This window comes from Pseudoalteromonas sp. J2K-J599, from assembly GCF_059295115.2.
Genome location: NZ_CM200271.1, coordinates 830,850 through 854,372, shown reverse-complemented (window position 1 = coordinate 854,372; position 23,523 = coordinate 830,850). Strand labels below are relative to the sequence as shown.

Sequence of the window (23,523 nt, the reverse complement as noted above, 5' to 3'; positions counted from 1 at the left end):
CTGATAGTTGGCATCTCAAAACTGCTATTCTCAACACTAAATTCGCCATCAGGTGGGGTTTAAGGTTATAGTTAGTGTAGTTGTAACATCAAATCAAAATGCTGTCAGTAGCATAAACGGTGACTATGAAAAATAACCATATTAAAAACCCTATAAGCGCATCCCAAAGAAAGCGACTCGTTCGCTTAATTCTTGCGGCTGGCTGTTTTGTATTACTAAGCTGGGTGGGTGTTAATAGTAGTTTTCAGAGTCACCAGTTACTTTACGATAGCGCCGACAGCACCGCAAAAAGCCTCACTCAGTTTATGGCTTTAAATGTTAAAACACCTTTAATCGAAAAAAATAAACCCCAGCTCAATGCAATTTGTAACGATATAAGTAAAGATGAGTTCGTGCTTTCGGCCACTATTTACGATCAACAGGGTATTTTATTAGCCAGTAGCGACAATTGGCAGTCACACCATATTTATGGTCAACTTTCTGATTCTACCCCCGGAATAAGTAAGTTAAAAACACCTTTTATGGAACCTGTTATAAGCGATGATGACCGCCCTATAGGTTTTGTATCTATTACTTATTTAACTCGCGCTGCAATATCCGATAGCCATAATCATTTTCATGACTTAGGCAGGCAGGTTTTACTAATGCTAGTGATTGCTTGTATTTTTACGTGGCAGTTAGGCCGTGGATTAAAGCGCTGGCAGGTAAATCGTTATATGCAAAAAACATCTGAACAAGAATCATAAAGCTGCTTTGCAAGCGTCTCTTTTTCGCTGTGTGGCTTTAAATCACATAGTGCGTCAAACACATCAGGTAAATGCAATGGCGTGTTAACCTCCCCTTGGTAGCCACTTAACGGCATTGAAGGTGAATCCGTTTCAAGCACTAAGTGCTCGGGCTCAATAGCGGCAATAACAGCACGGGTTTTAGCTGCACGTTCATAGGTAATAACACCGCCTACGCCAAGCTTAAAGCCCTGTTTGATATAATACTTCGCTTGTTGGATTGAACCTGAAAATGCATGAATAACTCCCCCATTTTTTGGCTTACAACGTTTAAACGCTTGCGCAATTAAATCATGGCTTTGCCTGTGATGTACAATGAGCGGTAAGCTTAGCTCGTTAGAAAGCTTTATTTGCTGTTCAAATAAATAAGTTTGTTTAGAGAGGTTTTCAATGTTTCTATCAAGCCCACACTCACCAATGGCCACTAACTGATGCTTATTTGTAGTTGCAAACTCGAATAATGCTTCTATGTGCGATTCTTTATGTTGATCTAAGAAGTAAGGATGTAGCCCTGCCGCTATTTTTATACTTGGATAGGTTGCTTTGAGCTCTATAAGAGTATGCGATTGAGCAAGCGTAATACCCGGTACAACAAACTGATTAACTCCCTTTGCTACACACTCGGTTATGAGCGATTCACGACTTGAATCAAACTCACTAAAATCGAGGTGGCAATGAGAGTCAATAAATTGCACGGTTACTTACTCATCTATTTATTAAGGGTTTAAGCGTGTAATTTGCCAGCTGTTATCTGCTTGGCGCTGATACATAAAACGGTCATGTAAACGATGCGCCCCACCTTGCCAAAACTCAATTTTAGTGGGCACTACACAATAACCGCCCCAAAAATCAGGTAATGGAATTTCACCTTTAGCAAACTTGTTTTTCATATTAGCAAAGGTTTCCATGAGTACTTTACGTGATGACACCGGACGACTTTGCGCTGATGCCCACGCTGCTAATTGGCTTTCTTTAGGACGAGATAAAAAGTACTTTGCCACAGCAGAAGTTGGTAATGGTTTAGCCTCGCCATAAACAATAACTTGGCGTTCCATGTGATGCCACGGAAAGTGCAAGGAAATTTTGTTATTGCCTTTAAGCTCCTGCGCTTTACGCGAACCTGTATTGGTAAAAAATACAAAGCCGTTATCATCCAGATGCTTTAAAAGCACTATACGCTGTGAAGGCTGACCGGTTTCATCAACAGTTGCTACAACCATCGCTGTTGGATCGGGTAATTGGCTTGCTACAGCATGCTCAAGCCATGTTTCAAACTGCTTGAATGGGTCATCTTGCAAGTTATCTTCGCTTAACGCGTCTTGCAGGTATTCACGGCGGATATCTTCGAGTTTCATAACAAATCCTTTAAATAAAGACTTAGAAAAGAGCTTAGAGTAGCGAGCTTAAAACAATAGATATTGAGTAGTAACAAGTATTAAGATTCAGGTATATGTGATAGCAATAACACCGAGTCTCGAGTGTATTCGATAGCAATAAACACAGAGCCTCAGTGTATCGTTGGGTTTCGTTTCACTCAACCCAACCTACAACGCAAACTACACAGCTCAGATATCTGCAAGTGTAGGAGTGCTAGCAAGGCGGTAAAACTATTTATGCCAAGGAGCATACGGTTTGTATGTGACTTAGGCTAAATAGTTTTACCAACGCAGCTAGAGCGAACTACACGCAGCAGACGGTTCACCTAAGTAGTTTTGCCTAAGACAAGGCATCCACCCCGACTTATCCCTATGAGCATACGGTTTGTATGTGATTAGGGTAAGTCGGGGTGGATAAAGCAGTATTAGGTTAAAATACGACGGTGATTACATTTGCTCCATAACTTCAATGCCAAGTAAGTCTAATCCCGTTTCTAATGTTCTTGAAACCAAATTACACAACACTAAACGGCTATCGCGCACGCTTGGCTCTACGCCTTCTTTAAGTACTGGGCAGGCTTCGTAAAATGTCATGTATAAGCTTGCAAGCTCGTATAAGTAACCACATAGTACGTGCGGTGTTGCTTCGCTGATCATTAAATCAAGTACTTCTTCGAGCTGTAGTAGCTTAAGTGCAAGTGCTTTTTCTTGAGGCTCAACAATTGCAACGTCTGAATTTAATGTAGCAGCATCAACGCCTGACTTACGGAAAATACTGCGTACGCGTGTATAAGCATATTGTAAGTAAGGAGCTGTTGCGCCTTCAAAACTTAGCATGCTGTCCCAGTTAAAAATGTAATCACTGGTACGGTGCTTAGAAAGGTCGGCATATTTAACTGCGCCAATACCTACTTTACGGGCAATTTCGCTGCGATCGCTATCACTTAAATCAGACTCACGTTCAGCTAATTTTGCTGCTGCGCGGTTAATTGACTCTTCTAATAAATCAGCAAGTTTTACTGTGCCACCAGTACGTGTTTTAAATGGTTTATTATCGGCGCCCATCATGGTGCCAAACGGGCAAAACTCGTAGCTTGTTTCGTCTCTTAATAAACCAGCTTTACGCGCTGTTAGCTCTACTTGGTTAAAGTGTAGATTTTGACGTGCATCTACAAAAATTAAGATGCGATCAGCACCTAATTTATTTGAACGGTAGTCACATGCCGCTAAGTCTGTTGTTGCATATAAAAAACCACCGCCAGATTTTTGTACGATAAACGCTGATGGCTCGCCATCTTTATTAGCTAGCTCATCTAAAAACACCACTTGCGCGCCTTGCGACTCTACGGCAATGTTTTTATCTTTAAGTAGGCTAATAATATCGTTAAGCTCTGCATTGTATGCGCTTTCAGCCATAATATCGGCTTGGGTAAGCGTTACATTTAAACGCTTGTATACTTCTTCAGAGTGTTTAACTGAGGTGGCTATAAATAGTTTCCAAAGTTTTTCACAGTGCGCATCGCCGCCTTGTAATTTAACAACGTAGTCACGTGCTTTATCTGCAAAGCCTTCTTCGTCGTCAAAGCGTTTTTTAGCATCGCGGTAAAAAGTTTCTAAATCAGCAAGCGCAACAGTATCTAAGTCAACGCCTTGACTAATTTGATCTTCTAAATGCGCGATTAACATACCAAATTGCGTACCCCAATCACCCATATGATTTTGGCGCACAACCGTATCGCCTCTAAATTCAAGCGCACGTACAATTGAGTCACCAATAATAGTTGAACGTAAATGACCTACGTGCATTTCTTTAGCTAGGTTTGGTGATGAATAATCAACAACAACTTTTTGTGGCTTAGCGTGCTCGTTTACAGCTAGTTTTGCATCATTGTTAGCCGCTTTAACGCTTTGCGCTAAAAACTCAGGCTTTAAATGGATATTAATAAAACCAGGACCCGCAATTTCAGTCTTTTGTGCAATATCGCTTACATCAAGGTTATCAATAATTTTTTGTGCAAGCTCACGCGGGTTGCTTTTCATTTTTTTAGCTGCGCCCATGGCTGCATTAATTTGGTAATCACCAAATTGTGGACGCGTGCTTTGCGTTACTGCCGGGTTTGTGTCTTCAGGTAAGCCTGCACCGACCATAGCTGCAATGGCTTTTTCAATTAAAATAGTACGAATATTCATATTTTTTTACCTTTATAAACCCGCCAAAGCAGGTTTTCTTTTAATTCTTGTAAATGGGCTCTAGTTTTCGCGTGTATGGCTAAACGTTACTTCTGGGTAACGCTCTACCGATAAGTTAAGGTTTACACGGCTCGGTGCAATGTAAGTTAAGTTATCACCGCCATCGAGAGCTAAATTGCTTTCGCATTTACGTTTAAATTCTTCAAACTTTTTAACGTCATCACTGCTTACCCAGCGTGCCGTATTCACGTTTACGCCTTCATAAATAGCATCAACGTTATATTCTGCTTTTAAACGCGCTACAACCACATCAAACTGAAGTACGCCTACCGCGCCTACTATTAAGTCGTTATTAATAAGTGGTCTAAATACCTGTACAGCCCCTTCTTCAGAAAGCTGTACTAAACCTTTTAGCAATTGCTTTTGCTTAAGCGGATCGCGAAGGCGAATACGACGAAATAGTTCAGGGGCGAAGTTAGGAATACCACTAAATTTAAGTTTTTCGCCTTGCGTGAACGTATCACCAATTTGAATTGTACCGTGGTTATGCAAGCCAATAATGTCGCCAGCGAAAGCATCTGCGGCACGTTCACGATCGCCCGCCATAAAGGTTACCGCATCAGAAATGCTCACTTGCTTGCCAATTCGCACGTGATTCATTTTCATGCCTTGGCTGTACTTACCCGATACAATACGCATAAATGCAATACGGTCACGGTGTTTAGGGTCCATGTTGGCCTGAATTTTAAATACAAACCCGGTAAAGTTTTCTTCAGTTGCAACAATTAGTCTGTCTTCGGTTTCACGTGGTAATGGCGTTGGCGCCCACTTAGTTAAACCATCTAACACGTGATCAACACCAAAGTTACCAAGTGCGGTACCGTAATAAACTGGCGAAAGCTCACCGGCTAAAAACAGATCTAAATCAAATTCGTTTGATGCACCAATAACAAGCTCAAGCTCATCACGTAACTGCGCAGCTAAGTCTTCACCAATGGCTATATCTAACTCTGGATTATCAAGGCCTTTAATTGTGCGAACATCTTGAATTTTATGACCTTGGCCCGTTTTATATAAAACAGCTTCATCATTATGAATGTGATAAACACCTTTGAACTCTTTACCACAACCAATTGGCCAAGTAATGGGTGCACAGGCAATATTTAGCTCTGTTTCAACTTCGTCCAGCACTTCCATTGGGTCGCGAATATCACGGTCACATTTGTTCATAAATGTAACAATAGGTGTGGTACGCAGGCGTGTAACTTCCATTAGCTTACGGGTACGGTCTTCTACACCTTTAGCCGCATCAATAACCATTAAGCACGAATCTACTGCTGTTAATGTACGGTACGTATCTTCAGAGAAATCTTCGTGTCCTGGCGTATCAAGTAAATTAACAAGTGCGTCGTTATATGGAAATTGCATTACAGACGTAGTAACTGATATACCACGCTCTTTTTCCATTTCCATCCAGTCAGATTTAGCATGCTGGTTAGAGCCGCGACCTTTTACAGTACCAGCTCTTTGAATAGCTTGTCCGAATAACAATACTTTTTCGGTAATCGTTGTTTTACCAGCATCCGGGTGAGAGATGATAGCAAAGGTCCTTCGCTTGCTGATTTCATTGATAATAGTCTGGTCTGCCATTGATAAATTCTTTTAGTTTATATGCGGGGTTGAATGCATTTTAATAAGCGTCTGCGAGTAAACCCGTTATGTTGATCGTAATTAACTACTATTCTCGCTGATTTTCACGTTGCAAACAGCTGACAATAAAGCGTCAATAGTTGATTTTTTAATAATGGCAATTGTAACAGGAGTCGGTATAAAAGTGTGCTATCTACTTAAAAATATCTTAGCTTTAAAATAAATGTGTACAGCAAGCGATATTTAAACGACCTACAATTTAGTCGTAGATCGTTTAAATAAAAATGAGTAGTTACTTAACAACATCAATAGTAGGTACAACCGACATTCCAACACGTAGTTGACTAAGTAAAGGCTGCTTAGCATCTAAACTAATCTTTACCGGTAGGCGCTGCGCTATTTTAGTAAAGTTGCCTGTTGCATTATGCGCACCAATAGTGGAGTAACTTACACCACTTGCTGGACTTAGACTGTCAACGTGTCCTTTTGATGTCACGCCTGGCAATGCATCAACTTTAGTTATTGACTTTAAAAGATGTAAAACTATGTAAGTTTTTAAACACTGAATTGATATTATTCAGTGTGATTTGTTAAATTGAAATAACTTAAATATAAAAAAAGAGCTAAAGATCATGCAACTAATGATTGTAATTTAGCCACCAAGACCGCTATAAGCTTGTGTAATCAGGTCGTAACGCATATTATTGGCAGATTGCATGGAGGATAAGTCGTTTGGTCATGAAAACCAGTAAGTTAAGTATAAGATTATTATGGTATATAACACCTCTTGTTATTCTACCACTGCTATTTTTAGGTGGCTTTACGCTCACCAATGTCACTAATTCAACACAAAAACAAGCTGATTTAATAATGAGCCGTTTTGTTGAGCAACAACAGCAAAAAATATTCAACTATATCGACTCTTTTCACTCTACTGCAAAACTACTTTCAAATTCGCCAGTACTTAGTGACTTTTTAGCAAACGATATTAGTGCCAACGGTAATTACACCCGAAAACTTGGCGCGCTTATGGATGTATTTGCCAGTTACAGCGAAGCTTATCCAGATATAATTAGCATTAATTTGGTTTCAGCAAGTGGGAAAAGTGATGCCTACTACTCTAATAACCTAACAACAGCACCTAAAAGCTATCCATTTTTTAATCAAGTATTGCAAAGTAATTTAAGTACACAGCAATTTATGATTCAAAAGGACGATGGCACCACGAGCTTATATTTCATTCAACGAATTGACAGCGTTGATTACTACTTGAAACGTCCACAGCAGCTTGGTTTTATTGTAATACATATAGAGCCTTCAATACTCAACTCCAGTATTTTAGAAGCGCCATATAACAACACACTTAATTTAATGTTGACCAAAGACGGGAAAATTTTATTTAGCTCCGACTACAACATGCGCGGCCAATACATAAGCGAATATGAACTTAACCAAGTACACGATCTTGCCGATATAGGCATGCTTTCTACCATTGAACTCTCAAGCATAGATAAAATAGAGCGTATGATTTTTGCCGTACAAATGCCCGGTGGATATTATTACGTTTCAACCATTCCCAAAGGTGTGCTTTATCAATCTGGTAAAGCCATAAGCTTAATAACAGGCTTAATTGTTATTATTTCGATAATCACCCTGCCAATATTAATTTTTATAGTGGTACGTAATTTATTACTTAACCCAATTGAATTATTAGGTGCTGCAAGCCACCGTGTTGGTGATGGCGATTTGTCGGTGCACTTACCAGCTCATACAAATGACGAAGTGGGTGTTTTGTTTAACGACTTTAACCACATGGTTAATCAAATTAGACACTACCAGCAGCAGCTTGAAGAATATAAACACCACCTTGAAGATAAAGTAGAAAGTCGTACTAAAGCACTTGAAGCCATGAACAGCCAACTAGAGCTTGCAATTGGCCAAGCCGAGCAAGCTAATCAGCTTAAAAGTCGTTTTTTAGCTAATATGAGTCACGAAATACGAACGCCACTTACGGCTATTATGGGCTTTACAGAGCAATTACTCCACAACGACAAAGTAGCCAACGACAAACAACATCTAAGCACTATTTTACGTAATTCAAAACACTTACTAGAGTTAATAAATAACATACTCGACTTATCTAAAATTGAAGCTGAAAAGCTAGCTGTCGATTTGTCTGCGTTAAACGTAGTGCAGCTTGTGCATGACATTGAATCAATTATTCAACCACTGGCACAAGAAAAACAATTAACCCTTAATATTGATTACCAACTGCCGCTACCTCGCACAATTTATAGTGATGTGACCCGCTTAAAACAAATACTTATAAATATTGCAAATAACGCTGTTAAATTTACCGAAAATGGCAGTGTGTCTATTTGCGTGCATTATTTACAAGCAAGTCAAAAGCTAGAATTTGTAATTAAAGATACCGGCATTGGTATGTCTGAGCATCAAATAGAGCGTGTGTTTAAACCGTTTGAGCAAGCCGATGCCACAACCACACGTCGTTTTGGTGGTACAGGCCTTGGGTTGTGTATTTCTAAAAATTTAGCACTGTTACTTGGTGGCGATGTAACGCTTGAAAGTGAAGTTGGCGTTGGTAGCCGCTTTACAATTAGGGTGTCGTGTCAGTTATCTGATGATCAACCAATGCTTGAGTTTTTAACGCAAGAAAGCCAGTTAATACCAGAGAAAGACCCTCTCTTATCGTTTGCGACCAATAACTTTGAGGCTAATATTTTAGTCGCTGAGGATAACCCTGATAACCAACTATTAATTAAATTATTACTGCAAACTTGGGGCCTTGAACCCGATATTGCTAGTAATGGCGCACAAGCTGTAGAAATGGCACTCGTTAATGACTACCAGCTTATTATAATGGATATGCAAATGCCTGTAATGGGCGGATTAGAAGCGACTAAAATGCTTCGTCATGCAGCATACGATGGCCCCATTATTGCCCTTACTGCTAATGTTATGAACCACGATATAGGTACTTACCTAGAAGCTGGTTGCAACAAAGCACTCGCTAAACCCATTGATAAAGATGCTCTGGAAAATGTACTCGTAAGCTACCTACATCTTGAAAAGGATAATCAAAATAAGTGGGACAGCTTATTAAAAAGCGAAAAGTTTCAGCAAATTACTGATAACTATTTAGCCAACTTACCTACTTATTTAGAAGAAGTTAAAACTCTGCAACATTGTAATGACTGGGAAGCATTAAGAAGTATAGCGCACAGTATTAAAGGTAGTTCTGGGTGCTTTAATTTTGATGAAATTTATCACAGCGCTGCGGCACTTGAAGAAAATTTAAAAAGTAACAATAAAGTGCCAAGAGACGAGCTAGTAAATAAATTAATAGCAGCCATTGAGCAAGCAATTAGTGGCAAAGTAACCTAAAAGAAAACTTACAAAATAGTACAAGTTCGGTGTGTTAGTGCTCTATGCTTAAAACGCTAACCACCGACTTTAATTATGAAAAGTTCAAACCTAATGCCATGCCCATTAAAATAGCGTCTTCAAAGCCATTTTTGGCCGGATTATCACTTGGATAGTAGTTTTTACGCACTGACATCTCTGTAAAGCCAGCGTTCTCGTATAGCGCAATAGCCCGCGTATTAGATTCACGTACTTCTAAAAAGAGGTTTTCAGCATTTTGCTGTTCACCATATTCAATAAACTGGGCTAACAACTGCCTTGCAATACCCTTACCCTGCTGGCTTGGTGTTACACAAATATCCATAAGCGTAAAATCAGGCCCTGCTTTTTCACCAATATAAAAACCAATCATGCTCACCTCATCAAATGCGGCAACATTAAAATAGCGCCCGCCTATACATGAACTCATTGTATTTAAAGTCCACGGATGGCTATGACATGCTGTTTCGATGGCCATTAATTGAGGTATTGCAGTTTCATCTACTGATTTAAAGTTTATCAAGGTGTTCACTCATTAAAGCCCATAAAGCACGCTTCTCAGAGGCGTTGAGCTGTGGGGTTGGCAATGTAAGCTGATTGTCGTTTAATTGCATCTCACTACCCTGTACAACGCTATTTATAATAATAGCCCCTGCACTGAACTTAATGTCTGCAAATAGTTGCTCATTTAGCGTTAAAGAACTAGCTATCGTGCTTTGCGATAAAGTATTAGCTTGATCATTTGCTTGAGAACAATAATGCTGATTGAGTTCAAGATTTTCTATATCAAAAATAGCTGCGTAACGTGGATGCATAACAACTCAGTAGATTAGACATTTGAACAATATAAGAAGTAATAAAAACGATGTAAAGAAGAAATGGCAGGGGCGGAGAGATTCGAACTCCCAACCATCGGTTTTGGAGACCGCTGTTCTACCAATTGGAACTACGCCCCTGCAATGACGACGAATTATAGAGAAGTTTCGCCAAAGGTAAAGAGAAAAATCACTCTTTTAGTTCAACTGCTTTTTAAATAAACAAAACGGCGAATTAGCATGCTAATTCGCCGTTTTTTAATCACTTAAAATTAGTTAATTAAAACTAAAATTAATTATTCCCATTCGATAGTTGCAGGTGGTTTACCTGAAATATCGTAAACTACACGAGAAATACCATCTATTTCGTTAATGATACGGTTTGAAACCACACCTAAAAACTCATATGGTAAATGTGACCAGCGTGCTGTCATAAAGTCGATTGTTTCTACACAACGAAGTGATACAACCCAATCGTACTTACGTGCATCGCCCATAACCCCTACCGATTTAACTGGTAAGAATACAGTAAACGCTTGGCTTACTTTATGATAAAGCTCAGCTTTGTGTAGCTCTTCGATGAAAATCGCATCTGCGCGGCGTAGTAAATCACAGTACTCTTTTTTGATTTCGCCAAGCACACGTACACCTAAACCTGGTCCAGGGAAAGGATGACGGTAAAGCATGTCGTACGGTAAACCTAGCTCTAGACCAATTTTACGTACTTCATCTTTGAATAATTCACGCAATGGCTCAACAAGGCCCATTTTCATGTCATCTGGTAATCCGCCCACATTGTGGTGAGATTTAATAACATGCGCTTTACCTGTGGCAGATGCCGCAGATTCAATGACGTCAGGATAAATTGTACCTTGTGCTAACCATTTCGCATTTTTAAGCTTTTTGGCTTGCTCATCAAATACATTAATAAACGTGTGACCAATGGCTTTACGTTTATCTTCTGGGTCTGATTTACCAGCTAAATCATTTAAAAACTGCTCTTCAGCTTCAACTTTAACAATGTTTAAGCCAAATTTATTACCAAACATGTCCATCACTTGCTGGCCTTCGTTTAAACGAAGTAAACCATTGTCAACAAATACACATGTTAGCTTTGCGCCAATTGCACGGTGAATAAGCATAGCCACAACTGATGAATCAACACCACCAGATAGACCTAAAATAACTTCGTCATCACCTACAGTTTCTTTAATACGCTCAATAGCATCATCAATGATTTTTGCAGGAGTCCATAATTTTTCACAGCCACAAATATCAATAGCGAAACGCTCAAGCAAACGTAACCCTTGATGAGTATGCGTTACTTCTGGGTGAAATTGTACGCCGTAAAAACGCTTTTCTTCGTTAGACATTGCAGCATGTGGACAAGTAGATGTTTTAGCTGTTGTTGTAAAATCAGCTGGAATGTCCATTACTTTATCGCCATGGCTCATCCATACGTCAAGTATGCCGTTGCCGCCATCAGTAATATGGTCTTCAATTGCATCAAATAATGCACAGCTGCCTACTTTTTCAACTTGTGCGTAGCCAAACTCTTTTTTATCAGAGCTGTGTACACTTCCACCAAGTTGAGCTGCCATTGTTTGCATACCGTAGCAAATACCTAGCACAGGCACGCCTGCATTAAATACATACTCAGGAGCGCGCGGGCTGTTTTCAAGTGTTGTTGATTCTGGGCCACCAGAAAGAATAATACCTTGTGGGTTGAACTCGCGGATTTGCTCTTCAGTCACATCCCATGCCCAAAGTTCACAGTAAACACCAATTTCACGCACACGACGGGCGATTAATTGAGTGTATTGTGAACCAAAGTCTAAAATGAGAATTCGTGAATCGTGAATATCTTTGCTCATGGAGTATCTCGTAAAGTCTGATGCTAAATGCCGTTTGTTAATGTAAACGACTAAAAAGAGGGCTTGCAAAGCAAGCCCAGTATATTAAATTAATTACGCTGCTTAACCTAAGCGGTAATTTGGTGCTTCTTTAGTGATTTGCACATCATGAACATGCGACTCACCCATACCTGCTGAAGTAACACGGACAAATTGTGGTTTTGTATTTAGCTCTTCAATTGTTGCACAACCCGTTAAGCCCATAGCACTACGTAAGCCACCTACTTGCTGATGAATAATCGTTGCAATAGGACCTTTGTAAGCTACGCGACCTTCAATACCTTCAGGTACTAACTTGTCTGCTTCGTTTGATTTTTGGAAGTAACGATCTGATGAACCTTCTTTTTGATCCATCGCGCCCAATGAGCCCATACCACGGTAAGATTTGTAATAACGGCCTTGGTACAATTCAACTTCACCTGGTGCTTCTTCTGTACCAGCAAGAAGAGAACCCACCATTACACACGATGCACCAGCAACAAGTGCTTTAACAATATCACCAGAAAAACGAATGCCACCATCAGCAATAACAGGAATGTCGCGACCTTTTAAGCCTTCAACAGCATCTGAAATAGCGGTAATTTGTGGAACGCCACAACCGGTAACAATACGTGTAGTACAGATAGAACCAGGGCCGATACCTACTTTAACTGCATCCGCTCCGGCATCAGCTAGTGCAATCGCACCTTCAGCCGTTGCAATGTTACCTGCAATAATTTGTAAGTCTGGGTACTCTTTGCGAGTTTTAGTAACACGGTCAATAACGCCTTGAGAGTGACCATGCGATGTATCGATAAGTAAAACATCAATACCCGCTTCTACTAATGCAGCAATACGCTCATCAGTACCTGCGCCAACACTTACAGCAGCACCTACACGTAAACGACCTTGGTCATCTTTACATGCGTCAGGTTTGTCTTGGGCTTTTTGGTAATCTTTTACTGTGATCATGCCTTTGAGTTTAAATTCATCATCAACAACAAGGATTTTTTCAATGCGGTGTTCGTGCATTAAGCCTAAAATTTCTTCGCGTGCTGCGCCCTCTTTAACGGTAACAAGCTTTTCTTTTTTGGTCATAACGGTAGAAACAGGCTGTTCAAGCTTAGTTTCAAAACGCATATCACGACTAGTAACAATGCCTACAAGCACATTATTGCTGTCGGTAACCGGAAAGCCTGAAAAACCTTTGTCGTGCGAAAGCTCAATTGCATCTGCAATTGTTAAATCGGCAGTGACCGTTACAGGGTATGAAACAATACCTGCTTCGAAGGTTTTAACTTTACGTACGTTTTTCGCTTGTTCTTCAATAGTCATGTTTTTATGAATAAAACCAAGACCACCTTCTTGCGCAAGGGCAATAGCTAAACGAGCTTCTGTAACAGTATCCATAGATGCTGAAATAAGCGGCAAGTTAAGTTTGATACCACGCGTTAAGCGAGTTGAAATATTTGCCGTGTGTGGCAAAACAGTAGAATGACCAGGTACTAAAAGTACGTCATCAAAGGTAAGAGCTTCTTTAGCGATTCTAAGCATTTTGGCAACTTCTCACATGTGGATCTAAGATAAGGAATTGCGGCCAAATTTTAACAGCGTTGTTGGCATGAGTAAATAATATTTCGCAAATATTTATGATAATATAGGGTCTATTAGCCTTTCAAGGTTAAATTTGCAGCAGTTTGTTAGGTATTTAGGCAAGGCAGAGCCTATGCAGTGTGGTTATTCCCCATAAATAGGCGATAACGTAGCATCAATTCCAAACAAGCGCTGCCCAAAGGGTTCAGCCTAGGGGCGATTAACTCTTTGTTACTCGGTTTTTACTTAGCCCACTAGGTTACAAACCTCGCGCCGCGATTAAATCGCCCCTAGTTTGAACAAATTTTAATCTACAAAGGTCAATAGACCCTTGCTTTATAAATAGTTTTAGGTTGTTTTTTATGTTTTCGAAGCCTTCGCAGGCGGTTTACACCGTTTCACGCCTTAATAGAGAAATTCGCACAATTCTTGAGCAAGGTTTTGCATCTTTAGTGCTCACGGGCGAAATTTCTAACTTTATTACCCCTGCATCTGGACATTGGTACTTTTCGTTAAAAGACGATAAAGCACAAATTAAAGCCGCTATGTGGCGTGGGAATAATCGCAACCAAAGCTATCGCCCTGCAAATGGCGCGCAAGTTACAGTAAAAGCGCGTGTATCACTTTATGAACCTCGCGGTGACTACCAGCTTATTGTTGAGCATATGGAACCGGCCGGCGAAGGTCAGCTAAAACAAGAATTCGATGCACTTAAAATGCGTTTGGCCGCCGAAGGATTATTTAGCTCTGCGTATAAAAAACCACTTCCGCAAAACATTAATCGTATTGGTGTTATTACCTCTGCAACCGGCGCTGCTATAAAAGATATTTTAACGGTACTTAAACGCCGTGCGCCGCAGCTAGAGGTAATCATTTACCCTGCTATGGTACAAGGCAAAGAAGCACACCTACATTTAATTAATCAAATTGAATTAGCTAATGCTCGTGATGAAGTTGACGTACTTATTTTAGGACGAGGCGGCGGATCACTTGAAGATTTATGGTGTTTTAATCACGAACAGCTCGCACGAGCTATTTTTGAAAGTGAATTACCGATAGTAAGTGCAGTAGGCCATGAAATAGATACAACCATTAGCGATTACGTTGCTGATGTTCGTGCAGCCACTCCATCAGCCGCATCTGAGCTTGTAAGCCCAAATACGCAAGAGTTACACAACAAAGTAACACAATTAGTTAATCGTTTATCTAACGCGTTTAAGCACGGTATTGCCGATAAACGCGCATTAGCAACGCAGTTACAACACCGCCTTAATTTGTGTCATCCGCGTAATCAGCTTAGTCAAAAATCACAACGTTTGGATGAGCTAAGCATTGCGCTGCAACAAGCTATGCGTAATCGTTTTTACCAACAAGAACGCACACTCAATAACTTAACGCCGCGTTTGATGCGCCAATCACCTGATAAAAAACTCGCTTCAGCAAGCCATCAACTCTCGCAATTACAAGCTAGGCTAAACCAAGCTATACAGCATCAGTTACAACAAGCGAATAATAGCTTAGCACTGCAAGCAAGCAGGTTAGATTCAGTAAGTCCGCTTAATGTTTTAGCGCGCGGTTATAGCATCACTAAAACACAGCAAGGAAAAGTAGTTAAATCTGTGGGGCAAATTAAAACAGGCGATGTGTTAATTACAGAGCTCGTTGATGGCTCTGTAGAATCGCAGGTCATACCTATTACTTAATACTGATACAGTTTAAAGCTCTGTACTTAGCAACATTTTAAGTTCGCTATCGCTCGATGTGGAGGTAGTGCTTTTAAATTGTTGCCAAAACTCTTGTTCCATCAACTTATCGTTTAGCTCTCGCCATTGAGCATTACCAAATGTGTCGTTATCAGTAGGAGCGGCAAGTTCAAATTCACATACTGTTTTTTTACATTTTGCACTAACAACGTCAGGAATAATTGATAAATCAGCTGTTAATAAAAAATCTTGTAATGCCATTTCAGTACGATAAGCCCATTCTTCGTCGCGCGTTTGATTTTCAAATTTATCACGTAAAATCTGCTCAAAATCTGAAGGGCTCCTCATTTTCTTTAAAACACTTTTGAGCGCCGCTTTCTGTTCGGCGAGTTGCTGCTTAAGCTGAGTTACTTGCTCTTCTAAAGGTAGTTCATCAAGCATTTGGGTTTCTGAATTGGTTGTAGGCGTGTCTTCAGTGGGCTCTATACTAGCGACTTGCTCAGGTACTGCAGAGTCTGCATTACTCAATACCTCATTACTTTGTTGTTCAGTATGAAGCTTTTGCTGTTTTTCATAACTTGGCTGCGACTTAACAGATTCTGGATGACTTGAAGCTGCATTAAAGTAGCTCCAAGTTAAACCTACACCCGCAATAAACCCAATCCCTAGAGCCAATAAACTATTTTTGTTCATGTTAATTCCTTTTAAGTTTTATTATTTTTAATTACCTATAGCATTGCACTCGTGTGCGATTCGTTTTCAGGCTCAGGATTTGCTAAAAAGTTTTGGTTCATACTTTGCGCCGGACACTCACAATCCGGTCGACCAATAATTTTAGCGGGTACGCCAACAGCGGTTGTGTGTGGTGGAACATTGCTAAGTACAACTGAGCCCGCGCCAATTCGTGCGCCCTCACCTACTTCAATATTACCAAGTACTTTAGCGCCGGCGCCAATTAATACGCCCGCTCTAATTTTGGGATGACGATCGCCCTGCTCATTGCCTGTACCGCCAAGCGTTACAGATTGCAAAATTGATACGTTATCTTCAATTACCGCTGTTTCACCAATAACAATACCGGTTGCGTGGTCAAACATAATGCCTTTACCCACTTTACATGCTGGGTGAATATCGACCCCAAACACTTCAGAGTTACGGCTTTGGATAAAGCGCGCTAGCTCTTTGCGATTTTGTTGCCACAAACAATTAGCCAAACGGTGCGCCTGAATAGCATGAAAACCTTTTAGATTTAATATAACCGTAAGATAGGTTTCTGATGCAGGGTCGCGGTCTTTTACCGCTTTAATATCCTCAGCAACAAAAGATAGCATACGGTCACATTTTACAAATGCTTGATCGAACAGCTCTCGGATAGTGAATGCAGATACCACCGCATCAGCCAACTTATTAGCAACAATAAAGCTCAATGCCGAACCTAAACAATCATGATTTAAAACACATGAATAAACATGACTTGCTAATAATGGTTCACGTTTTACTACATCGTTAGCTTCGTCGCGAAGCTGTTGCCAAATTGCATGACGCATAATACTGCACTGCCTTAAGTTGATATAAAATAGCCTTTTCCCAAGTCTAACGGATTTAGCCACAAAGGTGTTAATCCCTTAGTTATTTGTTCTGGTTATTAGATATAACTAGTACTCAGAAATGATATTTTAAACACTTACCTATTTTTTAGATTAAGTTATACGACAGTAGCTAAAATGAACAATACAGACTTAAAATATAATAAATTAATAAAAATCAAAAGCTAACAACATATGACAGTTCATCTGTCATATGCCAAAATACATACTGGCGTACAGCTGACGGCGTAAATAACAAAAACAAACGCTAAATTAGCATCATCAACTCAACAAGGATAACGATGATGAAAAACGATATATTAAATACAAAAAAATTAGGTTACAAATTTTACTTTCAAGATGGCGACAACCAAATAGCCTGTTTTGGAAGCTACTTTACAGGCAAAGAAGAAATCTACGTTAACGATGATTTAGTTAGTAGTAAGCGTAGCGTTGGTAGAAAAAGCACGCATACATTTGAGTTTAAAGAACATAACTACCAAGTTAAATATCACATGCTAAATATCATCACTGGCAAGCTTGAATGTACTTTTTTTAAGAATAATGAGCAAATAAAGCAGCAAGAACAAACTGTACTTCCTTTTATTAAAGATCCGAAAAGAGCTGTCCTCTTTTTTTCTGCCTGTGTACTTGCCGGATACTTAGGTGGGTATTCAACCTTCATGCTAATTGACTTAGTGATGGGTAAATAAACGCATGCAACTTAACTCTAAAACAATAAAAAAACTTAGGCAGCAATTTAATTGGACGCAGCAGCAACTTGCCGATGCCTGCGGTGTAAGCTTACGTACCGTTCAGCGTGTAGAAAAAGAAGGTGCGGCATCAAAAGAAACCACAATGGCTTTATGCGCAGTATTTGAAGTGCGACAAGGCGAGCTTATAAAATTGGACGACTTAGAAGTAGATGAAACGGTTAAAGCCCAATCAACGCAAAAGTTTATTGTAGCTATTGCTATAAGCTCTTTAATTAGCTTTACACTTGGAGTTAGCTGTATGCTATTAATAACGAGCTTATGATATTAATAACAAGCCTATGCTTTGGCTTAGAGTATTAATATAAAATGCCCCAGAGCTTTAAGCACTGGGGCATTTTTTATACATTTAAAGATAGTTTAAAAACACTTAAATTATTGAAATACTTTATCGACTTTCATCACTTCAATATTTTTTGCAGGAATTGCCAGTTTATAATCAGCAATCACTTTATCCTCAGCAACCAACTCAGCAGGTTTATTAGTGTTGTAAACCATTGGTGAGGTTTGCTGCGATGCTAAACGTTTTTGCATATCAGCGCCGTCACCAGTAATAAATACATAGTGAACATTGTCTGTTTGTAAGTTTTCTTTAATAACGCGATTAACATCAGCAAGCGTTAGCGTTTTAAGTTTATTAGTTACGTAACTTACAAAGTTATCAGTGTTGTAAAATTCGCTATCAAGCGCGTAACCTAATTGGCGATTTTGACTTGCAACCATTTGCGGCACAAAGTTAATTAAAAAATTACGCGTAGCTTCAAAGTCATCTTCGCTCATACCATTTTTAATTAGCTTATCTAGCTCAAACAAGGCGGTACGTGTTGCAAAGTGCGCATCGTTATTAGAGCGAAGTGGGCGTAACCACACTTGAAATATTTGCTCTGAGCGCCCTAGGTTTGCATCTGGCTTGGTTTGAAACATACCACGTGGAAAGTATTCAATATATGCGTAATCGCCATAGTTCATGCCGCGAGTTTCACGAATGCGCTCATATAAAAAGCTGTTAGAACTACGGTGCTCACCAAAGTACGAACGCACAAGCCAAAGGGCTGTCCAGTCTTCGCTACTTCTAATTGTATCAATAGGGAAACCAAACGATACCGCTGTCGATTGCGCTGACTTTTCTACAATAGTTGCATGATGACCTTTAAGCGCTGGCGCATCAGGAATACTTAAACGGCTTTGCTCACCCTTTGGTAGCGTTGCAAAATCGCTCATCATTTTAGCTTTAAGGTTTGCAGGCACAGCCCCAATTAAGCCAACCGTGAGTTTAGATTGCGTAAGCTCGCTGTTATAAAACGCTTTAACATCATCTAGCGTCAACGCTTCTAAATCCGAAATATCACCGTAGTTGTAACTTTCGTAAGGGTGATTTTTGTAAAGTGCACTGTATAGCACTTCTTTGCCTAGCTCTTCATCGTTAGATGCTTTTAAGCCTGATTTAATACCATCGATCATTTCTTTTTTAAGGCGTTTAAAGTCATCGTCTCTAAAGCCTGGGTTTAATAATTGATCGCTCACAAGTGAATACCACTGCGCTGCATTGTCTTTATGAATACGCCCTTGAAACGACAGCATTTCTTTATCTATTTGATAACCAAAGCTACCTGCAAGCGGATAAAGTGCTTTTTGAATATCTTTATAGCTTGTCGCCTCTGAGCCACCTTGTGCAAGCATAGCCGCAGTGAGCGCAGCAACACCTTTTTTGCCTTGAGGGTCGGCAGCCGCGCCGGTATTGAATAAAAAGTTAACATCGATTAACGGCGAGCTATTGGTTTTATCAAGTACTTTAAATGCAGGCTTCGCAGGTGCTTGTTCAAGCTTTGCAGTAAGCGCATTTAAATTAACTTCTTGCTCAAAACCTGGGGCTTTATCAAGTGCCGACATTGTTAATGTGGTACGTGCCTTATCAGTAAAGTATTTATTAGCAACGGCTTTAATATCTGCGCTGGTGATGTTATCTGCCGATTTATACAGCTGGTTTATAACCTCAGGATCGCGCTCAAAATGCATGTAGCTGGCAAGGGTTGATGCAATCGCTTGCGACGAATCTAAGCCATTAATAAAGCTGTATTTAAGATTCGATTTTAAATCACTGAGCTTTTGCTCATCAACAAGCTCAGTGCGTGCTTTTGCATAAGTTCGATTAATGGCATCGCGCGCAGTGGCTAAATCGTCTGCGTTTTCTACTTTAACAAATACGTGTAATAAACCCGGATCTTTAGTCTCTGGGTTATAGGTAAACATTTGGCTGGCAATTTGTTTGTCGACCACTAGCTCTTGATATAAATCTGAATTATTTGAAAAATAAAGCTGTGAGATTAAATCGAGTGCCGCTCTGTCTTTTTTAGCAGGCTCCCACGCAGCGCCTTTGTACGATACAAGTAACCAATGCCCTGGTAGCGCTTCATCTTGCTGGTGCAAATATTTTGGTGCTTGTTGAACAGGTTCTGCTTTAATGTCAGCAACATAGTTACCCTTTTCCCAGCTGCCCCAATGCTTTTTAACCATTGCCATTGTTGCTTGTGGGTCTACATCGCCCACGATGACAAGTGACACATACTCAGGCTTATAAAACTTAGCAAAAAACTCTTTACCATAGGCCATTTGATCAGGCATGGCTTCTATGTCTTTAAAAAAGCCCATAGTGGTGTGTTTATACGTGTGCTTATCAAACGCTTCTTCGCGTACAGCGCTTAATAATTTACGAATTGGGCTCGCGTTGTTTTTTAAGTACTCACCTTTTACCGTTTGTGCTTCTGTTCTAAATTGCTCTTCGGTGTAGGTTAAGTTTTGAAAAATATCAGCTTCAAGCTCAAGTACTTTATCAAGATGCTGCTTTGAAAAGTTTAAATGGTAATTTGTGTAATCGTTTGTTGTATAAGCGCGGTTATCAACACCTGAATTTTTTAATATGTCTGAGTACACATCTTCAGGGTATTTTTTTGAGCCTTTAAACATCATGTGTTCAAAAAAGTGAGCAAAGCCTGTTTTGCCCTCTTCAACTTCGTTACGAGATCCAACCGATACCGGAATTTGCAGCGACACGACATCAGGGTAATCGGTTTTAACAACCATGACACGCAAGCCGTTTTCTAGCTCTTCAATTAAGTAATCTTGTGAAAAAACACGGTCATCAGCTTTATTTACTTGTTCTTGTTGTGCTGTTGTTTGCGTGCTTTGGTTTTGTTGCATGGCGCAACCTGTTAACGCCAGCGATACCGCTAAGCTGGTTGCTAATAATTTAAATTTCATTGTTGTCCCTTTTTAAATTGAGCAAATTTGTTGTCAGATTTAACTCTTTAATTATGCCCCATAGCCAATAAATATAAGAGCCCCAAGGGAATTTATTATGTAAACAACTGTGTCAATTATAAATTATGGGAACAAGCACTATGAATAAACATCATGTTAATTGAAAAACTTTCATTAAATAAATCTATCTAGACGTCTAAATGGCTGCTATATTAAATCCATCAAAACAAACTTAGCTGGAATGAGGATTATGGCTTTATCACTAAAAGAGAAGATAGTGGACACCAATCAAGGTGTTTATCTTATTGGTACTACCCCGCCTAAAATTGGCACCGATAAAGCGCAATTAAAAACCATTGCAGAAAAGCTATTAGGTCGCTTACACGAAATTGAATACGACGGCGTGATAATTTACGACATTCAAGACGAAAGCAGCCGAACTAACCAAGACCGCCCATTTGCGTTTAAACAAACCGTTGATCCGCGTGAATACAGCCATTTACTTCGTAATTTATCTGCACAAGATGTAATTACTTATAAAAGTGTGGCGCAGCGTGGTGTAGGCGAATTTAAAGATTGGCTAAGTGAAACTAAAAACGACTACGATTTACAAAATGTTGTTTTAGTAGGTAGCCCATCATCGATAGGCGATATAAAGCTAAGCTTGCCAGATGCTTATAAAGCGATGGCTGAGCAATCAGATGATTTCTTTTTAGGTGGCGTTACGATTGCCGAGCGCCATTCAAGTAAACAAAATGAGCACGAACGATTAATAGAAAAAACAGCACAAGGTTGTCAGTTTTTTATATCGCAAGCTGTTTACGATGCACAAGCTACCATAGAGCTAATTACTAGCTACGCACGTACATGTAAAGCACAGGGTATTACACCTCAACGTATTATATTAACGTTTACCCCGTGCGGCGGCGAAAAAACCTTAGAGTTTATGCAATGGTTGGGTATCTCAGTGCCAGAGGCAACAAAATGGCGCATGCTTGATGCAGACAATACATTAAGCGAATCGGTCCGTATTTGCCGCGAAAACCTCGACTTAATACTTAAAAGCTGTGCGCATTTAGATGTACCGCTGGGCTTAAATATTGAAAGCTTAACAAACCGTAAAGAAGAAATTGATGCATCAATTAACTTATACCGTTTATTAAAAGCTATTATGGAATTAAACCTTGCTGAAAAGCTAATAGCTTAAAGGCTAGGTAAGAGCTAATTAACACCCTTCTTGGCAAGCCTCATGGCTTGCTTTTTTATGTCCGTACTTTGAAAAATAAATTAAGAAGTACAAGTAAAAATTTGCAGCTTAAGCTATTCATTGAAGCTATTTTTGGTTATTACTCTCAAGCCTTTTTAAGGCAAACCCCATAGAGGAGCACATAACACCAAAAATAAAACCTATCGCAGAAAAAACTAGCCAAGTTTTTGAGGCATGAGTCATGACGAACTTCCTTTTATTATTTTGCTTTTTTAGCGAGCCTATACGCTTGTTTATTTTTATACATTGCGTGGTCTGCATCATTTAATAGCGCTTCAAAGGGCTGCTTTTGTTTATTAGTAAAACTATAACCTATGCTGAGCGATAAATCGCAAACCTCTTCTTTGAGTAAAGCTTTTGAATACTCAGAGGATATTTTATCCATGATGTAGCTAATTTTACTTTTATCGCTTAATTGCATTACTGCAACAAACTCATCACCACCTAAACGCCCTACTATATCGGCATCTCTTAAATGTTTTTTTAGCGTATCTGCCAATATAATTAAGGCTTTGTCGCCCACTTCATGTCCGCAGGTGTCGTTTAATTTTTTAAAGTCGTTTATATCAATAAACAAGCAACATACGTCGAAGCCCAAACGCAGTGCTAAATTAAGCTTTTGCTGAGCTAGTAAGTTAAGTGCTCGGCGATTATAAATACTCGTTAATGAGTCTAACATGGCTATTTCGCGCATTTGCTCATAGCTATACACAAGCGCTAGGTCGTCTTCAATTAAATCGCGTAGTTGCTCTATGAGCTCAAAGTATTCATCGGTATAGCTAGTTATTTTAGTGTCTTTTAAGCATAGCGTGCCAAATACTTCACCTTCTGGCCAATGAATAGGTAAGCCTAAGTAGGATTCAACACCGTCCTCAACTACTTCTGGGAGGGTGTTCCATGCATCGTTATTGCTTGCATCATTAACATATAAAATATTATTAGTTTCAGCGACGTGCCGACAAAAAAGAGGTGTTTGAGGAGGAAGTATCGGGTTGGTTTCAAAGCTTGAGCCACCTTCGTTATTTCTAATAACAACGCGATAGCCTTTGCTTGTTGCCTGAACTATATAACCAGACGGGGCTGAAAAAAGCCCCGTGATAAGGTCCATTGTTTTTTGCCATTTATGCAAAGATATTTGGCCATCAACACCAGAGAATGCCCATTTATCAGTTTCAAACATTAACTTTACCTCGGCTATTTAATAGCTCCAGT

At 39.7% G+C, this 23,523-nt stretch carries 19 protein-coding genes and 1 tRNA gene; 6 read left to right on the top strand and 14 right to left on the bottom strand.

The features are described 5' to 3' along the window. Positions 1 to 125: 125 nt before the first annotated feature. Positions 126 to 746 (top strand): AhpA/YtjB family protein, encoded by a 621-nt coding sequence (locus AC5NT5_RS03860; RefSeq protein ID WP_182681798.1) that lies wholly within the window; start codon positions 126 to 128, stop codon positions 744 to 746. Here the strand turns inward: AC5NT5_RS03860 and AC5NT5_RS03855 are convergent. From AC5NT5_RS03855 to AC5NT5_RS03835, 5 genes are all read right to left on the bottom strand, one after another. Further along, positions 713 to 1,480: a TatD family hydrolase gene (locus AC5NT5_RS03855; RefSeq protein WP_494513420.1), complete on the bottom strand. Its 768-nt coding sequence runs from the start codon at positions 1,478 to 1,480 to the stop codon at positions 713 to 715. The genes AC5NT5_RS03860 and AC5NT5_RS03855 overlap by 34 nt on opposite strands. Positions 1,481 to 1,501: 21 nt before the next feature. Continuing rightward, positions 1,502 to 2,140, bottom strand: coding sequence for a pyridoxamine 5'-phosphate oxidase (gene pdxH / locus AC5NT5_RS03850; RefSeq protein WP_002958774.1), 639 nt, complete (start codon positions 2,138 to 2,140; stop codon positions 1,502 to 1,504). A 468-nt stretch (positions 2,141 to 2,608) separates the two neighbouring features. Next, positions 2,609 to 4,351, bottom strand: coding sequence for an arginine--tRNA ligase (gene argS / locus AC5NT5_RS03845; protein WP_002958775.1), 1,743 nt, complete (start codon positions 4,349 to 4,351; stop codon positions 2,609 to 2,611). A 60-nt stretch (positions 4,352 to 4,411) separates the two neighbouring features. Continuing rightward, positions 4,412 to 6,001 (bottom strand): peptide chain release factor 3, encoded by a 1,590-nt coding sequence (gene prfC, locus AC5NT5_RS03840; RefSeq protein WP_002958776.1) that lies wholly within the window; start codon positions 5,999 to 6,001, stop codon positions 4,412 to 4,414. A gap of 292 nt (positions 6,002 to 6,293) precedes the next feature. After that, positions 6,294 to 6,497 carry a multidrug transporter gene (locus AC5NT5_RS03835; protein WP_494513419.1) on the bottom strand — a complete coding sequence of 68 codons (204 nt, stop codon included), beginning with the start codon at positions 6,495 to 6,497 and terminating at the stop codon, positions 6,294 to 6,296. Positions 6,498 to 6,739: 242 nt separating this feature from the next. Between AC5NT5_RS03835 and AC5NT5_RS03830 the strand changes: the two genes are divergently transcribed. Further along, a complete protein-coding gene (locus tag AC5NT5_RS03830; protein ID WP_182672969.1) occupies positions 6,740 to 9,406 on the top strand; it encodes an ATP-binding protein in 2,667 nt (888 codons plus the stop codon). Positions 9,407 to 9,479: 73 nt separating this feature from the next. Here the strand turns inward: AC5NT5_RS03830 and rimI are convergent, their stop codons facing one another. From rimI to guaB, 5 genes are all read right to left on the bottom strand, one after another. After that, positions 9,480 to 9,947: a ribosomal protein S18-alanine N-acetyltransferase gene (gene rimI / locus AC5NT5_RS03825; protein WP_188161413.1), complete on the bottom strand. Its 468-nt coding sequence runs from the start codon at positions 9,945 to 9,947 to the stop codon at positions 9,480 to 9,482. After that, a complete protein-coding gene (locus AC5NT5_RS03820) occupies positions 9,934 to 10,239 on the bottom strand; it encodes a hypothetical protein (RefSeq protein WP_188161378.1) in 306 nt (101 codons plus the stop codon). The genes rimI and AC5NT5_RS03820 overlap by 14 nt, the downstream gene beginning before the upstream one ends. Positions 10,240 to 10,303: 64 nt before the next feature. Next, positions 10,304 to 10,380: transfer RNA gene (locus tag AC5NT5_RS03815), tRNA-Trp, on the bottom strand. Between the two features lie 155 nt (positions 10,381 to 10,535). Next, positions 10,536 to 12,113: a glutamine-hydrolyzing GMP synthase gene (gene guaA, locus AC5NT5_RS03810; RefSeq protein WP_002958782.1), complete on the bottom strand. Its 1,578-nt coding sequence runs from the start codon at positions 12,111 to 12,113 to the stop codon at positions 10,536 to 10,538. A 102-nt stretch (positions 12,114 to 12,215) separates the two neighbouring features. Then, positions 12,216 to 13,685 (bottom strand): IMP dehydrogenase, encoded by a 1,470-nt coding sequence (guaB, locus tag AC5NT5_RS03805; RefSeq protein ID WP_494513418.1) that lies wholly within the window; start codon positions 13,683 to 13,685, stop codon positions 12,216 to 12,218. 401 nt (positions 13,686 to 14,086) lie between these two features. Between guaB and xseA the strand changes: the two genes are divergently transcribed. After that, positions 14,087 to 15,427 carry an exodeoxyribonuclease VII large subunit gene (gene xseA / locus AC5NT5_RS03800; protein WP_494513417.1) on the top strand — a complete coding sequence of 447 codons (1,341 nt, stop codon included), beginning with the start codon at positions 14,087 to 14,089 and terminating at the stop codon, positions 15,425 to 15,427. Positions 15,428 to 15,439: 12 nt separating this feature from the next. Here the strand turns inward: xseA and AC5NT5_RS03795 are convergent, their stop codons facing one another. Together AC5NT5_RS03795 and cysE are read right to left on the bottom strand one after the other, a co-directional pair. Continuing rightward, complete coding sequence (locus AC5NT5_RS03795; RefSeq protein WP_494513416.1) at positions 15,440 to 16,120, bottom strand: hypothetical protein; 681 nt, start codon at positions 16,118 to 16,120, stop codon at positions 15,440 to 15,442. 35 nt (positions 16,121 to 16,155) lie between these two features. Next, positions 16,156 to 16,974, bottom strand: coding sequence for a serine O-acetyltransferase (cysE, locus tag AC5NT5_RS03790; RefSeq protein ID WP_002958786.1), 819 nt, complete (start codon positions 16,972 to 16,974; stop codon positions 16,156 to 16,158). Positions 16,975 to 17,318: 344 nt separating this feature from the next. Between cysE and AC5NT5_RS03785 the strand changes: the two genes are divergently transcribed. Both AC5NT5_RS03785 and AC5NT5_RS03780 read left to right on the top strand, forming a co-directional pair. Beyond that, entirely contained in the window at positions 17,319 to 17,726 is a 408-nt protein-coding gene (locus tag AC5NT5_RS03785; protein ID WP_494513497.1) for a hypothetical protein, read from the top strand. Between the two features lie 4 nt (positions 17,727 to 17,730). Beyond that, a complete protein-coding gene (locus tag AC5NT5_RS03780; protein WP_494513415.1) occupies positions 17,731 to 18,051 on the top strand; it encodes a helix-turn-helix transcriptional regulator in 321 nt (106 codons plus the stop codon). 110 nt (positions 18,052 to 18,161) lie between these two features. On the opposite strand, the gene AC5NT5_RS03775 is transcribed toward AC5NT5_RS03780, so the two are convergent. Continuing rightward, a complete protein-coding gene (locus AC5NT5_RS03775) occupies positions 18,162 to 21,044 on the bottom strand; it encodes a M16 family metallopeptidase (protein WP_494513414.1) in 2,883 nt (960 codons plus the stop codon). Between the two features lie 250 nt (positions 21,045 to 21,294). On the opposite strand from AC5NT5_RS03775, the gene AC5NT5_RS03770 reads away from it, so the two are divergent. Next, positions 21,295 to 22,251 carry a methylenetetrahydrofolate reductase gene (locus tag AC5NT5_RS03770; protein ID WP_188161373.1) on the top strand — a complete coding sequence of 319 codons (957 nt, stop codon included), beginning with the start codon at positions 21,295 to 21,297 and terminating at the stop codon, positions 22,249 to 22,251. A gap of 259 nt (positions 22,252 to 22,510) precedes the next feature. On the opposite strand, the gene AC5NT5_RS03765 is transcribed toward AC5NT5_RS03770, so the two are convergent. Beyond that, positions 22,511 to 23,491, bottom strand: a complete 981-nt coding sequence (locus AC5NT5_RS03765; protein WP_494513413.1) for a sensor domain-containing diguanylate cyclase — start codon at positions 23,489 to 23,491, stop codon at positions 22,511 to 22,513. Positions 23,492 to 23,523: the final 32 nt, after the last annotated feature.

What these genes read in the sequence shown, in the direction of transcription:
- AC5NT5_RS03860 (WP_182681798.1), top strand. Translation starts at nt 126, where the DNA reads ATGAAAAATAACCATATTAAAAACCCTATAAGCGCATCCCAAAGAAAG.
- pdxH (WP_002958774.1), bottom strand. Translation starts at nt 2,140, where the DNA reads ATGAAACTCGAAGATATCCGCCGTGAATACCTGCAAGACGCGTTAAGC.
- argS (WP_002958775.1), bottom strand. Translation starts at nt 4,351, where the DNA reads ATGAATATTCGTACTATTTTAATTGAAAAAGCCATTGCAGCTATGGTC.
- prfC (WP_002958776.1), bottom strand. Translation starts at nt 6,001, where the DNA reads ATGGCAGACCAGACTATTATCAATGAAATCAGCAAGCGAAGGACCTTT.
- AC5NT5_RS03830 (WP_182672969.1), top strand. Translation starts at nt 6,740, where the DNA reads ATGAAAACCAGTAAGTTAAGTATAAGATTATTATGGTATATAACACCT.
- AC5NT5_RS03820 (WP_188161378.1), bottom strand. Translation starts at nt 10,239, where the DNA reads ATGCATCCACGTTACGCAGCTATTTTTGATATAGAAAATCTTGAACTC.
- guaA (WP_002958782.1), bottom strand. Translation starts at nt 12,113, where the DNA reads ATGAGCAAAGATATTCACGATTCACGAATTCTCATTTTAGACTTTGGT.
- guaB (WP_494513418.1), bottom strand. Translation starts at nt 13,685, where the DNA reads ATGCTTAGAATCGCTAAAGAAGCTCTTACCTTTGATGACGTACTTTTA.
- xseA (WP_494513417.1), top strand. Translation starts at nt 14,087, where the DNA reads ATGTTTTCGAAGCCTTCGCAGGCGGTTTACACCGTTTCACGCCTTAAT.
- AC5NT5_RS03795 (WP_494513416.1), bottom strand. Translation starts at nt 16,120, where the DNA reads ATGAACAAAAATAGTTTATTGGCTCTAGGGATTGGGTTTATTGCGGGT.
- cysE (WP_002958786.1), bottom strand. Translation starts at nt 16,974, where the DNA reads ATGCGTCATGCAATTTGGCAACAGCTTCGCGACGAAGCTAACGATGTA.
- AC5NT5_RS03785 (WP_494513497.1), top strand. Translation starts at nt 17,319, where the DNA reads ATGAAAAACGATATATTAAATACAAAAAAATTAGGTTACAAATTTTAC.
- AC5NT5_RS03780 (WP_494513415.1), top strand. Translation starts at nt 17,731, where the DNA reads ATGCAACTTAACTCTAAAACAATAAAAAAACTTAGGCAGCAATTTAAT.
- AC5NT5_RS03775 (WP_494513414.1), bottom strand. Translation starts at nt 21,044, where the DNA reads ATGAAATTTAAATTATTAGCAACCAGCTTAGCGGTATCGCTGGCGTTA.
- AC5NT5_RS03770 (WP_188161373.1), top strand. Translation starts at nt 21,295, where the DNA reads ATGGCTTTATCACTAAAAGAGAAGATAGTGGACACCAATCAAGGTGTT.
- AC5NT5_RS03765 (WP_494513413.1), bottom strand. Translation starts at nt 23,491, where the DNA reads ATGTTTGAAACTGATAAATGGGCATTCTCTGGTGTTGATGGCCAAATA.